This window comes from Pseudomonas fluorescens, from assembly GCF_040448305.1.
GTDB classification, from domain to species: Bacteria; Pseudomonadota; Gammaproteobacteria; order Pseudomonadales; family Pseudomonadaceae; genus Aquipseudomonas; species Aquipseudomonas fluorescens_BH.
On record NZ_CP148752.1, the window covers coordinates 6,360,565 to 6,375,955 of the forward strand.

A 15,391-nucleotide genomic window follows, 5' to 3' on the forward strand; every position below is an offset into this window, starting at 1 on the left:
ATCAGCGACCTCCTGCCGGTGCGCCAACCGACGTTACGTCCATCGGTTCATCGGGCAAGGGTTCGCCTTTGTGGGTCCGGCTGATCAGGGCAATGGTGCAGCCGCAGATCACCACCGAACCGATCGCCGCCAACACCGCCACCGGACCACCGTGCAGCGCCGTGACCACGTTTTGTTGCGCCGCCATCGCCACCACCACCGGGATGTACATCGCGCCCCAGAAGGCGACGCCCAGCTCGCAATCCTTGGTCATGCCACCACGCCTGTGCATCCACAACCGTGCGCAAATCAGCAGGATCATCGCGATCCCGACACCGCCGACGTTTGACTTCACTCCCAGCAACACACCGAGCATGTCACCCATGATCACCCCTGCCAGCGTACAGATCGCCAACAGCGCCACACCGTAAATAATCATTGTTGTAGTCCTCAAAGTGCATTTCGAATGTTGTTTTTGTTGTTCGAAGCCTTAAGTCGGGTGATTTAAAAGTGGCGACTTCCCTCCTCACGCATCAACGCCTGCAAGGTATCGAGGCGAGCACCGTCGAAGGCAATCACGGTGCCCTGCTCGAACACCCGGCGCGCCAGCCCGGTCAGCACTGCACCGGGCGGCAGTTCGATCTGTAGACGTACGCCGCGCTCGTAGGCGCTTTGTACCGTGCCGCGCCAATCGACGATGCGGCACATGTTGAAGGCCAGGTCGTCACGCAAGGTTTCAGGCTTGATCAGCGGACGCGCGCGACTGCCGCTCAGGTAACCGATCTTCGGAGATTGCAGTGGCACTTTGGCGAAGGCTTCGGCCAGTCGTTGCGCGGGAGCCTCAAGCAATGGGCAATGGGACGGCACGCTCACTGCCAGACGCTTGACCAAGCCAGCTCCGCAACCCTTCGCCAACTCGGCCACCGCTTTCATCGCCGCGTCGCTACCGGCAATCACCACTTGGTTATCGGTGTTGATATTGGCCAGATAAACCGGCATTTCTTCGCTGTGCACCCGGGCCAGCAATCCTTCCACCGTGGCCAAGTCCAGACCGATGATCGCGGTCATGCCGTAGCCCTGTGGATAAGCCTGCTGCATCAACTCACCGCGCAGCCTGACCAGATGCAACGCATCGCTGAAACCCAAGGCGCCAGCCACCACCGCTGCCGGGTAAGCGCCGATCGACAAGCCGGCCACGTAGTCCGGAGCCATGGCCAACTGACGTGAAGCGGCGACACCGGCGATCAGCAGGCAAAGCTGAACCGCCCTCGTCGACTGCAACGCCTTGGCAGAATCCAGCTGCGTCACATCTTCACCGAGCAGGTCGCTCGCCTCGTTCAACGTTTCCCGAGGCAAACGCGCCAGCATTCCGGGTTGTTGCGCGCCCTGGCCGGGGAACACCAGCAAGCTACTCATGCTGCTTGCTCCTGTGGATTCCACGGATCAGTGACCAGACTGGCCTGAGTGGCACTTTTCAACAGGACCCGCGACGAAGCACCGGCCCATTCGCGCAAGGCAACGGCACCCGACGGTGTCTGCAATTGCAGGTCCACGCGGCACACGGCGGCATCAAGAACGGCTACCAACGCTTGGGCGTCGACACGACTCAACGGACGTGGCGTACGCAGGATCAGGTCGAGATCGCTGCCCTCATGCAAAGCGGCAAATCCACTGGCCAACTCGAACCCGGCGCTGCCGCTGACACCCCAGACCCAACCACAGTCATCGAGGTGCGAGCGCAGTTGCGCCAAGGCCCGCAGCGCCGGGAAATCACGCAGACCTTGAACATGGCACAGCTCTTCCGGCCGCACCCGCCGCGTGACGGCAGCGACAGCCATCACCGCTGCAAATCGCTGTTCGCGCAACGGCCCGCGCACGCCCACCGCCACCTGCCCCGCCGCGCTCAAGGCACGACGGACCACCACCGGCTGGCCGGCACTGATCGACTCAATCACCCAGGCAGGCGCATCCGCCGGCAACTGCTGCGGGGTCATGCCCCACAGCAGGTCGTGAGCCAATAGCGTGCTCACCACTGCGCTCTCAGCAATTGGCGAACCTTGCTCGACGCCGCCCGATTGGCCGCACCCAGGCGACCGCTCAGATCACGGCCAGCGGCGGCCGCATCACCAAATGCCTGATGCAGGCACTCGGTCACCCGCGCCAGATCCGCCACCGTCGGCTGCTCGATCTGTTCCACCGACAAGGTTTCCCACAACAGCCCGAGGCTGGCGTAGCTGTCGATGTCATAGGCCATCGGCGGCACGCTTGCAGCCAGGGCTTCGAGCTCTTCGACGCTGCGCAAGGTCACCCGCGCCGCCGACGCCTTGCCCATGGCGTGCACCATCACCCCCGGATCGCGCAGGGCGATCAAGCGGTTGGCCTGATAGCCGTGGGCCAGAAACGCCCCGGACATTGCCTTGCCCACCAACAAGCCGATCACCACATGACCGGCCAGACGGGCACGGGCATAACTGCCCGCCGCAGCGGCCAGCGCCTGATGAATACCGAGGGCTTCCTCACGTCGACCGTAAGCCTGGCTCGGCACGTCGACGATGGCGACCAAGGCGCGTTTTTGTGCCTTGTTCTGATCGGCGGCGATGACTTCATCCACGGCCTTGGCCAGGCCCCAGCCTTCGAGCAAACCCACCTCGCCGTTGCGGGCACGGACGAAGCGGTTTTCCGGGTCGGCCACCACCGCGATGAAACGCACAGGCTGATCGCCCAGCGAACCGTCCGCGACCTTCAGCGAAGCCGGCAAACCCTCGACCGCTTTCGCCCCGGTACTCAAGGCGTTGAACCAGTTCAGGCCTCGCAGGGAATACGAACTCATGGGCGTTCTCCTTGGTACAGATCACGAACCACAGACGGCTCGATTTGCGGTTCGGCATCCAGACGCGCCAACCGTTGCAGGAACAGCTCGGCCTGTTGGCTACGTGGTTGTGCCGGCAAACCTTGCTGGAGCAACTCACCTACCTGCTGTCGGATCTGCGCCACGTCGTCGGTAACATAGCGATCCACCAGGCCACTGGCGAAGCGCTGCTCGCCACCGGTCAGGCTCCAGATAAAGGGCCGGTCGCGGGAGTCGTACTCCTCGAGTCCGGCTTCCTGTTCGATCACCTGCGGGCCGTTCAGGCCGAGTCGCGCTTCCTGGGTCACCAACAGATAGCTGCACAACCCGGCGGCAATCGACATGCCGCCAAAGCAACCGACGCTGCCCGCCACCACACCGACCACGGGCTGGTACTGCTGCAAATCGACAATCGCCGCGTGGATGTCGGCAATGGCCGCCAGGCCGAGGTTGGCTTCCTGCAAGCGCACGCCGCCGGTTTCCAGCAGCAGCACGGCGCGGGTCAGGATGCCGTTGCGGTTGTCTTCGGCGGCCAGTTCCAGTGCACCGGCAATTTTTGCTCCGCCGACTTCACCGAGGCTGCCGCCCTGGAACGCCCCTTCGATGGCCGCGATCACCACCGGCAAACCATCGAGATTGCCCTTGGCGATCACCACGCCGTCGTCGGCTTGTGGCACCACGCCCTGGCGCGACAGCCACGGCGACATGATCCGTTGAAAGGGGTCGAGCAGTTCGCGGAAGGTGCCGGCATCGAGCAACGCCTTGGCCCGTTGCCGAGCACCGAGTTCGACGAAGCTGTGCTTGTTCAGCAGGGATGCGCTGTCAGTCATGGCCGATCTCCTCGAAGCCTTGTTCCAGACGCAGGCGCACCACGCCGGGGGTCGCGCCGAAATCGTGGATATCAATGTCCATCGCCGGCGGCGTCTGACCGTCGAACATCCGTGCGAACAGATGCTGCCAGCGTTGTTCGCTGCCATTGACCGAGGTCTGCACATTGATCGTCAGCTTGCCGGCCTGACCCGGTTCGATCAGCACTTCGAGATCACCCGAGCCGACACAGCCCACCAGGGTGCGACCGCGTGGCGGCTGCCCGGCGGGGAATTCAAAGGATAAGGTTTCCATCAAAACGCTCCCTGGATAAGGCCGTCGTCCGAGCCGATACGGTCGATGAACAGGCAGGCTGCGAGCAGGTCGGCAGCACCGCCGGGCGAGGCATTCAACGCGATGAGTTGTTGGTCCAGCTCATGCAGGCGGCGACGTCCGCCGAGGCTGGCACTGCCACCCGCATCGAGCACCGCCCGGGCGCCCAGTTGCATGGTGCTCAGGCCTTCTTCACCGGCGCGGTAAAGCACGCAGGTGTCGGCCAGATTGGTCATGATCGCCAACAGCGCATCGAGCCGGGCGTTCTGTTCGCCATGACCGGCGGCGCGGCTGCGCAGCAGTTGTGGCAGAGCACGTTGGGTCACCGCCGGAAAACCCAGTTGCGCTTCTTCACGGGCACCGCGAGCGCCGTAGCGTTGGGCGACTTGCGCACCGTGACTGAGCGGGCGTGGAGCAAAACGGTCGTCGAGCAGGGCCAGCCGCGCAGCCCGTAACGCCACGCTTTTGGCGCTGCAGGATTGAGGTTCCAGTGCAGCGGCAGTGACCAACAGGCCCAAGGCCCAGATCGCCCCACGATGGGTATTCACCCCCCCGGTGGTGTCGAGCATGGCCTGCTCACCTTCGCGACCGATGCGGCCCACGGCTTCGCGCAGGGGCAAGCCGATTTCGCCGAACTCGATGGCGGCTTCCGCCATTTCTTTAAAGGCCGGCCACAAGGACAGCGCCGAGGCGTGCATCAGCCCCAGGTGCAAATCGGTGTGGGCGCCATTGCCGCGACGGTCGACCAGTGCCGGTTTTGGCGACAGATCAGCCTCATCAATCAGTGCGTCCACCGCCAGGTCCGCCAGCCGTTCGGCCAGGCTCAGGCTTTTTGGTTGCAGGTTAAGTGCGTGCATTACCAGCTCCTGAACTTGGCGGGCGGGTTGTAGAGGCCACCGGACCACTCCACCAGATCGGCCACGCTTTTCGCCGCGAGCAATTCGCGAGTGGCATCGGTGCGGCGGATGCCGAGGTCTTCGGGCAAGGCGATCAGGCCTTCGCGGCGCATCCGCGCGGTGTCTTTGGGGTTGTGGCGCAGGCCGATGGTGGTCACCCCGGCGACAGCGGCGATCATCGCCTGGCGTTCTTCCAGCGAGCGCGCCTTGTACAGGTAGGCGATGCCTTCTTCGGTCAACAGGTGGGTCACGTCGTCGCCGTAGACCATGATCGGCGCCAGTGGCATGCCGCTTTTCTTCGCCACATCGACCGCATCGAGGGTTTCAACAAACGTCGGTTTGCCGCCCTCCTGGAAGGTTTCGACCATCTGCACCACGAGTTTCTTGCCGCGTTCGAGCATCGGCTCTGCCACGTCGGTGTTGCGCATGTCGAGCCAGGCCGGTGTGCCGTGGCGACGACCACGCGGGTCGTGGCCCATGTTCGGTGCCCCGCCGAAACCGGCCAGGCGTCCGCGCGTCACGGTGGAAGAATGACCGTCGCCATCGACTTGCAAAGTCGCGCCGATGAACAGGTCCACGGCGTATTGCCCGGCCAGTTGGCTGAACATCCGATTGGAACGCAAGGAGCCGTCGCGCCCGGTAAAGAACACATCCGGCCGCGCCGCAATGTAGTTCTCCATCCCCAACTCGGTGCCGAAGCAATGCACGCTTTCGACCCAGCCGCTTTCGATGGCGGGAATCAGGGTTGGGTGCGGGTTGAGCGTCCAGTTGCGGCAGATCTTGCCTTTGAGGCCGAGCGATTCGCCATAGGTTGGCAGGATCAGTTCGATAGCAGCGGTATTGAAACCGATGCCGTGGTTGAGGGATTGCACGTTGTGTTTTTCGTAGATTCCGCGGATCGCCATCATCGCCATCAGCACGTGCACGGGCTTGATGTGCCGAGGGTCGCGGGTGAACAGCGGTTCGATATAGAACGGCTTGTCGGCCACCACCACGAAATCGACCCAGGACGCTGGAATGTCTACCCGCGGCAGGTCGCTGACGTCGTCCACCAACTGGTTGACCTGGACGATGACGATGCCGTCGCTGAAAGCCGCCGGCTCGATCAGTGCCGGAGTGTCTTCAGTGCTGGGCCCGGTGTAGATGTTGCCGGCGCGGTCGGCCATGAACCCGGCCGAGAGCACGACGTTGGGAATCAGGTCCACCACCAGCCGTGCGTAGAGTTCGATGTAGGTGTGGATCGCGCCGACTTCCAGCAGGCCGTCTTCGAGCAACTGACTGATGCGCAGGCTTTGGGTGCCGGCGAAAGAGAAGTCGAGCTTGCGGGCGATGCCGCGTTCGAACAGGTCCAGGTGCTCGGAGCGTCCGACGCTGGGCATGATCATGTGCAGGTCATGCAGCTTCGCGGGGTCGGCCTTGGCCAGGGAGCGTGAAAGAAAATCCGCCTGCTTCTGGTTGTTGCCTTCGAGCACCACGCGGTCGCCAGGCAGGATCAGCGCTTCAAGCGCCGCGACGATGTTGTCGGTGGGCAACACCACACCGTCGGCCAGGCCTCGCACCAGCTCGAGGCGCCGCTGCTTTTCGCTGCGCCGCCGCGTCCATCGCGAGTCGGGGGATATTGTTGTTGTCATGACCACTCCACGGGTTCGCTGTCGTGGGGTCACCTTAGGAGTGTTGGGCGTAGCGTATCAATCAAGCAGAGTGGTGGATCGTTACGCTCAGGTTAATGGTTGCTTGGACTGACGCCTTCGCGAGCAGGCTCGCTCCCACAATGGATCTGTGTCGCAAACAAAAACCCTGTGGGAGCGAGCCTGCTCGCGAAGGGGCCAGTGTAGTCACAGCAAAACCAGTGTCAGTCGATCAACCCGGCATCCACCAACAATTCCTCCAGCGCCAACAAATCCGGCACCTTGGCCACCTGTTCGCCCACCTGCACCGCCGCCTGCTCCAGCGAACACAACGGCACATCAACGTAACTGAGCTGGCTATCGAGCTTGCAGGAGCGCGGAATCCCCTGCACCAACAGCGCGATGAACTTCAGCTCGGGGCGCCCACCGAGAGCATTGAGAATGACGATCCGCGCGCGTTCGCCGATGACGATTTTCTGCGCGCATGCCGACTCGAAACTCAGCAGCGGAATCTGCCGGTCGCGCCATGTCACCAAGCCCAGGTACCACGGCGGTGTGTCGAGGTCGAACGTCCCCGGCTGCTGGTAATCGATCAGCTCGGCAACGGCGACGTTGGGCAGGATCAGGTTGCGGTCGACCAACGGCAGCAGCAGGCCGGTCAGGTTGCTGGTGCGGTGCTCAAGCATGGGTCTTGCTCCACAAGGCGATGCTTTCGAGCAGCACCGATTCCTGGTACGGCTTGCCCAGGTAGTCGTTGACGCCAATGGCCATGGCGCGGTCGCGGTGTTTCTGGCCAGTGCGGGAGGTGATCATGATGATCGGCAGGTGTTGCAGGCGTTCGTCGTTGCGCACCTGGGTCGCGACTTCGAAGCCATCCATGCGCGGCATCTCGATGTCCAGCAGCATCAGGTCGGGCATGTGCTCCTCCAGCAGCAGCATCGCATCAGCCCCGTCCTTGGCGGTCAGCACGTTCATGCCGTGGCGTTCGAGCAGGCGGCTGGTGACCTTGCGCACGGTGACCGAGTCGTCGACCACCATCACCAGCAGCGGCCGATGCGGTTCGGCCTCGATCTCTTGCCCCGCCGGACGCTGGGGGACACGGACCTGCATGGCGCGGATCGGCGCCAGCAAATCCAGAATCAGCACCACCCGGCCGTCCCCGAGAATCGTCGCCCCGGACACCCCTTGCACCGCCGCAAACTGCGGTCCCAGGCTCTTGACCACGATTTCGCGAGTGCCGGCCATGGCGTCCACCAGCACCGCGATGTGCCGTTCGTTGCACTGCACCAGCAACACCGGCAATGGCAGGCTCTGGCCTAACAGCTTCGGGCGCGGGCTGGTTTTCAGCAGCTCACCCAGGTAGCACAACTCGTAACGTTGTCCGGCGTATTCGTAGGTCGGCGAATCGAAACGGAAATACCCTTCGAGTTCATTGGGCAGGACGCGCACGATGCCGTCGATGGTATTGAGCGGGATCGCGTATTGGTCTTCACCGCACTGCACCATCAACGCCCGGTTGACCGATACGGTAAACGGCAGGCGAATGCGGAAGTGCACGCCCTGCCCAGGCACCGAGTCGATGCTCATGGTGCCGCCCAGTTGCCGCACCTCTTCGTGCACCACGTCCATGCCGACGCCGCGCCCGGAGATCTGGGTGATTTTTTCGGCGGTGGAAAACCCCGGTTGCAGGATGAACTGCAACACGTCGTGATCACTGATGACGCTGTCCGGGGCGAGCAGGCCGCGCTTGATCGCCTTGCGCCGTACCGCGTCCAGCGGCACACCGGCACCGTCGTCGCGGATGTCGAAAATGATGTCGCCGCCTTCGCGCAGCAGATCGAGAGTGATCTTGCCCTTGGCCGGCTTCCCCGCCGCCAGCCGCACGTCAACGGACTCCAGTCCATGGTCGACGGCGTTGCGCAGCATGTGTTCCAGCGGCGCGGCCATGCGCTCGAGAACGTTGCGGTCCATCTCGCCTTCGGCGTTGTCGACGATGAAGTCCACGTCCTTGCCCAGTTCGCTGGACACCTGCCGGACGATGCGCTGCAAACGCGGGAGCATGCGTTCGAACGGCACCATGCGCGTGCGCATCAGGCCTTCCTGCAGTTCGGTATTGATGCGGCCCTGCTGTTGCAGCAGGTTTTCCGTGTCGTGATTGCGTCGCTCGAGGGTTTCCTTGAGGTCGAGCAAGTCAGAGGCCGATTCGAACAGCGCCCGGGACAATTGCTGCAATTGTGAGTGGCGATCCATTTCCAGCGGGTCGAACTCCTCGTAGCCCAGGCGTTCGGCGTCGACTTGCTGGCGGCTGAGGATCCGCCCCTGGGTTTCGGTATCGAGGCGGCGCAACTGGTCGCGCATCCGCTCGATGGTGGTCTCCATCTCATTCAGGGCGATTTGCGCATCGTTGACCTGCTGTTCGATCCGGCCACGGAAGATCGAGGTTTCACCGGCCAGGTTGACCAGATCGTCGAGCAGCTCCGCGGAGACCTTGACCATGTCCGCGCCGGTATCGGACGGAGGCACCAGCAGCTCGGCCTTGGGCGTGGCCGGCGTCGCAACCGGCGCGGGTGTTTCCGGCACGGCCGGGTGGCTGAAGTTCTTGATCGCATCGATCAAGCGGTCGGCCGGCGGCATCGGCTCACCGGCGCGGGCCGCATCGAGCATCTGCGCCAGGCGGTCATGGCTGCGCTGCAACAGCGCGAACAACGGCTCCGTCGGTTGCAACACACCGGTGGACAGGCCTTCGTAAAGGAACTCCAGTTCGTGGGCCAGATCGCCAATCGCGGTAATTTCCACCATGCGCGCACCGCCCTTGAGGGTGTGCAGGTCACGCAGCAGGGTTTCCACTTCCTGACGACTCGAAGGCTGGGCCTGCCAGCGCTCCAGCGCCGCCCCGGAGCTTTCGATGATGTCGAAGCCTTCCTCGAGGAAGATCTCCAGCAATTCCGGATCGTGCGCAGCCGAGTCGTTGCCGGTTGCCTGCCGGGCCGCCTCGGCGATACCCGCATGCCCTTGACGGTAGGCACGAATGGCTTCGATCAGCTCACGGGAATCGTCCAGCGGCTGGTTGAGCTGCAACTGTTCGAGATACAACGCCAGTCGCTTATGGCTCTGTTGCAGCAGCAGCGCCAGTGAATCGCTGAAGGCATAACGACGGTCCACCAGGCCCTGGTAAAGGCATTCCAGTTCATGGGCCAGATCGCCGACCGGCCCGACCTCGGCCATGCGTGCGCCGCCTTCGAGGGTGTGCAAATCCCGTTGCAGGGATGACAGCGGCGCGGCGTTGTCCGAGTCGCGCAACCAGCGCTGCAAGGCCTGACCGGCGCTTTCGAGGATATCCACCGCTTCTTCAAGGAAGATCGCGACGATTTCATCGTCCAAGTCGACAACGCGGTCCTCTGTAGGAGCTGGCTTGCCAGCGAAGGACTCACCGGAGCCGCGTTTATCCAATGACAATGCGTCATCGTTAACGTCCATCGCGAGCGGGCTCGCTCCTACAGGGGGTAGCGTGTGCTCGAGTTCGGCGGTGGCGGCGCCCAATTCACGGATGCTCAGGTTGCGGCTGCCATCGCTGCGGATCAGGCCCATGGCCGACGGGTCGAGGCTCTCGTCGAGCAGCTCGCGCAAGGCCCTGATCCGTTGCGGTTGCGGGCTGACATCCTGGCCGGCGGCCAGTTCGTCGAGCATGTTGATCAGTGCTTCGTGGGCACCCTGTGCTTCATGGAAAAACCGCTCGCTGACCGCCAGGCTGCTTTCCTCCACGGCACCGTACAGATCGAGCAATGCTTCACACAATTCATCCACCGGGTGCAGGTCGGCCAGATGGGCGCCTTCGCCGAGGGTGGTCAATTCGTCCAGCAGCGCGCTGAGCTCCTGACGTTCGCCGGGGTGTTGCTGCCAACGCTGCAACAGGCTTTCGGCGTCCAGCAGGATGTCCATGCCCTGGGCGAGGAAGTTGTTGATCAGTTGCGGGTCGCGTTTGATTCGCAGCCCGGTGTTCGGTGTGCTCAGGAGGTTTTCCAGGCGCTCGGCCAGCAGCGCCCTGGCACGTTCGGTCAAACCCCGGGCACCGGGAATTTCCGCCAGCGGATCTGTCTTGAGCTGACGCAAGCCAAGGCGAAACAGCCCTTCTGCTTCCAGCAGCAATTCGACTTCATCCAGATCCAGCGCGATCAGGTGTGCCTTGTATTCCCGGGCCAGTTGATCCAGCGGCGCGGCCAGTTCGGCAATCGGCAACACACCGGCCATATAAGCGCTGCCCTTGAGGGTGTGCAAGGCGCGCTGCAATTCGTCGCTGGCCTGCAACGGCATATGTTCGGCGGCCTGATCAAGGAAGCGATTGAGGCTGCCCAGGTGGGTTTCGGCTTCTTTGCGAAAGATCTCCAGCAACAGCGGGTCGAGGGCCGCGACATCTTGCGTATCCTCATCGGACACCGGTTCATCGCCCTTGGCCAGGGCATGGGCGCGGGCGGCCAACTGATCGACATCGTTGCGCTGACGCTGGGCATTGGCGGCGTATTCAGCCACCAGTTCCGGAAGCAGCTGCAGCACATCGCCGATCAGTTGCTGCACCGTAGCGCCCGGCTCCACGCTGTTTTCCAGTACGCGGTTGAGCAGGTTTTCCACGGCCCAGGCCAGCTCGCCCAACACCAGGGCGCGCACCATCCGGCCACTGCCCTTGAGGGTATGGAAGGCGCGGCGCAACTCACTCAGGGCCGAGCGGTTGTCAGGGTCGGCTGACCAGCGCGGCAAGTACTCGCGCAGGATGTCCAGAACTTCGTCGGTTTCTTCGAGGAACACTTCGCGCAGCTCCTCGTCCACCGGCTCTTCGCCCGCGGGCGGCGGCAGCAGGCTGCCCGGGGTGTTCAGCGCGGGCGGGTTCAGCGTCGAAACCGGGCTGGCGAGCACATCGGCCAGGGTCTGGACGATCTGTGGATCATCCAGCTCCTGCATCATCTGCATGACCTGCGCTTCGCTCGGGTTGAGCACATCATCAAGCACGGGCACATGCTGCTCACTGGGGAAAAACCCGAGGCTCGCCAGGCTTTTTTCCGCGACATCGAGCAGGTTTTCACCCTGCGTTTGCGGGTCATCGCTGAGGCGCTCGAGGTAGTACTCGATGCTGGTGATCACGTCGGCCAGGCTGTCCAGTTCCTGCCAGCCCGGCTGACCCGGCTCGAGCAACAGGTGCTCGCGGATAAAGTGATTGCAGGTTTCGACCAGGCTCGCCACCCGGCTCAGCGGGATCATCGCCAGCGCCCCGCGCACCTGGGTCAGCAAGGCCGGCAGCGCCTGCAAATGCTGGCGGTCCCAATCGGCGTCAATGTAGTCGACGATCATGTCCTTGGCCTGCAGCAAACAGATGCGGGCCTCCTTGATCACGATCTGATGGATCTGCGTCAGGTCGGTGGTCGGCAGGCGGTTGTCGTCCTGGCTCTCCGGCTCAACGGTTCCGACCATGCCGGCCAGCGTCGCTTCGACGTACAACAAGGCTCCGGCAACGTCCATGAGGATTGCATCGTTGGGTTCGCGCTGGCCCTGAGCGAGGCTGAGCACCACCGCCAATTGATCGATGATCACCTTGCGCGGCTGGCCGAAACCCAGCACCGCCAAGGTGTCGGCGATTTGCCGCAGCGGCGCCAGCAGGCTGTCGAGGTCGGAGGTGTGCTGGCGGTCACTGCGCACGAACAGGTCCAGGCGTTCCTTGACCCGCACCAGCTCTTCGCACAGCGCAGCCAGCACCGAGCGCATGGCGTCGCGGTCGGGACCGGCAAGCCGCGCGCGTTCTTCATCGACCATCGCGCTGTCGGGCAGCGCGTCGTCCAGTGAGTAGCGTTCTTTCATGATCAGCATCTGCCCGGTGGGTTGTTCGGCCTTGGCAATGTAGAACAGCAAACTCTTGAGCAGCTCCGGCGGGGCCGGTTGATTGATACCGGGCATGCCTTGTTCGAGCAGGCGCTTGAGTTCCTTGTCGGCCTCCTTGAACAGGCTGCGCAAGGCCGGGCTGTTGGCGATAGCACCGCCCTGCATGCCTTCGACCAGCGCTGATGCCACCTGCCATAACGGGCTCAGGGGTGCGCTGGCGCAGAGTGCTTCGAGGTGGGTGAAGACCTTGGCCAGGTAATCGAGGGTGGTGTCGTGGTCCTGTTCACGCAGGAATCCGACCAGCGCCATTTGCAGCATCTGCCGCAGCTTGCGCAGCACACCGGGCAATTCGGCCGGTTCCAGCTGCGCCAGCGTTTCTACGTCCAACGGCGGCAACTCGGGCAATTGCGGGCTGAACAGGCTGGTTTCCGACAGCAGGCTTTCGCCACGGGCGCTGCGCAGGTCGTTGATCAGTGGCAACACCACCAGTGGCAAGTCACGACGCGCACCTTGCACCCGGTCGAGGTAGATCGGCAGCTGCCCGAGTGCCTGCATCAACAGGTGCAACGCCTCTTCGCGATGGCTGACGCGGTTGCCCTGCAAGGCCATGGCCAGTTGTTCCATTTCTTCGGCGAGCAACGCCGCGCCGTAGAACTCGACCATCTGCAAACTGCCGTGGACCTGATGGATGCATGCCAGGCAATCATCCAGCGCATGCGTCGCCTGCGGGTCATCGAGCACGGTTTCGATCGCGTGATGAGCCTGCTTCAGCGTTTCGGCAATCTCGCCCTTGACCCACTCGAGGGCCACATAGTCGTGCCGATCACCCATAACCACTCCAATCACAATTCAGATACCCATGGGCGGTTCAAGCTTTGTCCACAACCTGCGCCTTGGCATCCGGCAAGGTGAAACCGGACACCGAACGACGCAACTGACTGGCCATTTTCGCCAGATTGCCGATGCTGTCAGCCGTGGCGGTGGAACCCGACGACGTCTGCGAGGTGATCTGCTGGATCACGTTCATCGTCAGGGAAATCTGACCGGCCGACGACGTCTGCTGTTGCGCTGCATTGGAAATGCTCTGGATCAACGCCGCAAGTGTCTTGGAAACGCCTTCGATTTCTTCCAGGGCCACACCGGCATCCTGCGCCAGACGAGCGCCACGCACCACTTCGGTCGTCGTCTGCTCCATGGAGATGACCGCTTCGTTGGTGTCGGTCTGGATCGCCCGCACCAGGGTTTCGATCTGCCGGGTAGCGGCGGACGAGCGCTCGGCCAGGCGCTGCACTTCATCGGCGACCACGGCGAAACCGCGACCGGCATCACCGGCCATGGATGCCTGGATGGCCGCGTTGAGGGCCAGGATGTTGGTCTGGTCGGCAATGTCATCGATCAGGCTGACAATGTCGCCGATTTCCTGTGATGACTCGCCCAGGCGCTTGATGCGTTTGGCGGTGTCCTGAATCTGTTCGCGAATGTTGTCCATGCCGTGGATGGTGTTGTGCACCACCTCGTTGCCCTTGTTGGCGATCTCCACCGAGCGCTCGGCAACCGCCGAAGATTCCGCCGCGTTGGCCGACACCTGGTCTATGGACTCGGCCATGTCGTTGATCGCCATGGAGGCCTCGGAAATCTGCTGGGCCTGATGTTCCGACGCCTGGGCCAAGTGCATGGCGGTGGCCTGGGTTTCCTGCACGGCGGCGGCGACCTGGCCGGCGGTGAGGTTGATGGTCGCGACCAGATCGCGCAGTTGGTCGACGGAGTAATTGATCGAGTCGGCGATGGTGCCGGTAAAGTCTTCGGTCACCGAGGCCGTCACCGTGAGGTCGCCATCGGCCAGGTCTTCGATTTCGTCGAGCAGGCGCATGATCGCGTTCTGGTTTCGCTCGTTTTTCTCGGCGGTTTCGCGCAACTGACGATTGGTTTCGCGCACCATCACCATGCCGATCAGGATGATCGAAGCCAGCGCCAACAAGCCCAGCACATAGCCGCCAATGGTGTCCGTGGTGCGCCCACCGACCATGTTTTCGAAACCGCTGGCCAGGTGTGAGGCTTCGTCGAGCAGGGTTTGCGACAGGCTGAAAATGTTCGAGGCCGATTCGCGGACCTTGAACAGCTCCGGCGAGGTTTCGAGGATCTCGTCCACCGAGCCCGAGACGAACTCGAACAGCTCGGAGATTTCCGCGAGTCGCGCACGGGCGTCACGGTCTTCGACCTGGCTGACCTTGAGCGCCGGGTCGCCCTGGAGCATGCCGTTGAGCACCTTGCCGAACTGCGTCGCGTCGCGTCCGAACGCATCGGCGGCCTGCTGTGAATTTTCGTCGCCGGCCAACACCGTGTTGACCGCGCCGAGGATCCGTTCGGCCAGCAGCGACTGGCGCTGGGCCATCGCCACCTGGGCCGCCGGGGCGCCCCGTTGCAGCAGGATCTCGACGACTTTCTCGTACTCGACCTGCAACTGCGGCACGGTTTCGGCCAGGGTCGCGGCGACCTGATGCAGCGACAGTACGGTTTGCTCGCTGGAAAGAATCGCATCGGTGTTTTTCAGCAGGCGTTCCCAGTCCTGTTGCACTGCACGCATCTCTGGACGCACGGTGGCGGGGGCTGGCGGCAGGCCGGTGACCGGGTCACCCTTCTTCAGATAACCCCAGCGCCGGGCAAAATCGTTGCGCGCATCGCTGAGCAACTTGAACGCGGCAGCCTTGCCGGCGGCGGCTTCGGTGGCGTTCTTGGCGATCCGCTGGGACAGCACGCGCAGCTCGCCGGCGTGGCCGATGTACTGTTTGTCGTAGAGAGCCTGGGTGTTGAGGTACGCGAAGTTGGCGAACAGCAGCATGATGAAGACGATCAGCGCGAGGAACAGCACGATAATCTGCGACCGGCTGCGCGACCCTTCCAATGGCTTGCCTGCTTTTGCTTTTATCATCGGTCCTCGCCTGTTAACCCATTTCCGGTCCTGCCCGAGACCCTGTGGGAGCGGGCTTGCTCGCGAAAGCGGTAGATCAGCCAATATCAATGTTGAATGGACTGCC

The 15,391-nt window shown here is 63.1% G+C and carries 11 protein-coding genes; all 11 read right to left on the bottom strand.

Annotation, left to right across the window (positions count from 1 at the left end; all coding sequences use genetic code 11):
- Position 1: 1 nt before the first annotated feature.
- Positions 2-418 (bottom strand): malonate transporter subunit MadL, encoded by a 417-nt coding sequence (madL, locus tag WHX55_RS29045; RefSeq protein ID WP_353741731.1) that lies wholly within the window; start codon positions 416-418, stop codon positions 2-4.
- Positions 419-483: 65 nt separating this feature from the next.
- Positions 484-1,395 carry a malonate decarboxylase subunit epsilon gene (gene mdcH, locus WHX55_RS29050; protein WP_353741732.1) on the bottom strand — a complete coding sequence of 304 codons (912 nt, stop codon included), beginning with the start codon at positions 1,393-1,395 and terminating at the stop codon, positions 484-486.
- Positions 1,392-2,012 (bottom strand): malonate decarboxylase holo-ACP synthase, encoded by a 621-nt coding sequence (locus tag WHX55_RS29055; RefSeq protein WP_353741733.1) that lies wholly within the window; start codon positions 2,010-2,012, stop codon positions 1,392-1,394. Before WHX55_RS29055 ends, mdcH begins: the two co-directional genes overlap by 4 nt.
- Positions 2,006-2,809, bottom strand: a complete 804-nt coding sequence (mdcE, locus tag WHX55_RS29060; protein WP_353741734.1) for a biotin-independent malonate decarboxylase subunit gamma — start codon at positions 2,807-2,809, stop codon at positions 2,006-2,008. Before mdcE ends, WHX55_RS29055 begins: the two co-directional genes overlap by 7 nt.
- The gene (locus WHX55_RS29065) at positions 2,806-3,657 is read right to left on the bottom strand and encodes a biotin-independent malonate decarboxylase subunit beta (protein WP_353741735.1); all 852 of its coding nucleotides are present in this window, start codon (positions 3,655-3,657) and stop codon (positions 2,806-2,808) included. The genes mdcE and WHX55_RS29065 overlap by 4 nt, the downstream gene beginning before the upstream one ends.
- Positions 3,650-3,949, bottom strand: a complete 300-nt coding sequence (locus WHX55_RS29070; protein ID WP_007975424.1) for a malonate decarboxylase subunit delta — start codon at positions 3,947-3,949, stop codon at positions 3,650-3,652. The genes WHX55_RS29065 and WHX55_RS29070 overlap by 8 nt, the downstream gene beginning before the upstream one ends.
- Positions 3,949-4,824, bottom strand: coding sequence for a triphosphoribosyl-dephospho-CoA synthase (locus WHX55_RS29075; protein ID WP_353741736.1), 876 nt, complete (start codon positions 4,822-4,824; stop codon positions 3,949-3,951). Before WHX55_RS29075 ends, WHX55_RS29070 begins: the two co-directional genes overlap by 1 nt.
- Positions 4,824-6,494, bottom strand: a complete 1,671-nt coding sequence (mdcA, locus tag WHX55_RS29080) for a malonate decarboxylase subunit alpha (RefSeq protein WP_150755109.1) — start codon at positions 6,492-6,494, stop codon at positions 4,824-4,826. The genes WHX55_RS29075 and mdcA overlap by 1 nt, the downstream gene beginning before the upstream one ends.
- Positions 6,495-6,715: 221 nt before the next feature.
- Positions 6,716-7,177 carry a chemotaxis protein CheW gene (locus tag WHX55_RS29085; protein ID WP_353741737.1) on the bottom strand — a complete coding sequence of 154 codons (462 nt, stop codon included), beginning with the start codon at positions 7,175-7,177 and terminating at the stop codon, positions 6,716-6,718.
- Positions 7,170-13,187 carry an Hpt domain-containing protein gene (locus tag WHX55_RS29090; RefSeq protein WP_353741738.1) on the bottom strand — a complete coding sequence of 2,006 codons (6,018 nt, stop codon included), beginning with the start codon at positions 13,185-13,187 and terminating at the stop codon, positions 7,170-7,172. The genes WHX55_RS29085 and WHX55_RS29090 overlap by 8 nt, the downstream gene beginning before the upstream one ends.
- Positions 13,188-13,224: 37 nt before the next feature.
- A complete protein-coding gene (locus tag WHX55_RS29095; RefSeq protein ID WP_150725064.1) occupies positions 13,225-15,285 on the bottom strand; it encodes a methyl-accepting chemotaxis protein in 2,061 nt (686 codons plus the stop codon).
- Positions 15,286-15,391 lie beyond the last annotated feature (106 nt).